1 protein-coding gene is annotated in these 243 nt (G+C 40.7%); it reads right to left on the bottom strand.

The window, feature by feature from the left end; all coding sequences use genetic code 11:
• A partial coding sequence (locus SB773_RS34105) for an SDR family NAD(P)-dependent oxidoreductase (RefSeq protein ID WP_410594923.1) occupies positions 1–243 on the bottom strand: 243 nt, incomplete at both ends.

The following is a 243-nucleotide window of genomic DNA, read 5'->3' as shown; positions in this document are numbered from 1 at the left end:
GTAACATTTACATTCAATACTTTTTCCCACTTATCCTTGGGAAGATCCACAAATGGACCTGACCAGGACGTGCCGCTATTATTGACGAGAATATCAATCGTACCGAATTGAGCAACCGTTTCCTGTACCACACGATCAATGTCACTCTCATTCGTTATATCACATTCAAAGGCAATGGCATTAACACCCATTGATTGCAAGTGTTCACATACTTCCTTACATACAGGAAGATTTCGTGAAGCA

Source organism: Bacillus sp. SIMBA_074 (assembly GCF_046534555.1).
In the GTDB taxonomy this organism is placed as follows: Bacteria; Bacillota; Bacilli; order Bacillales; family Bacillaceae_G; genus Bacillus_A; species Bacillus_A mycoides.
The sequence above is the reverse complement of the archived record's forward strand: the minus strand, read 5'-3'. Positions and strand labels throughout refer to the sequence as shown.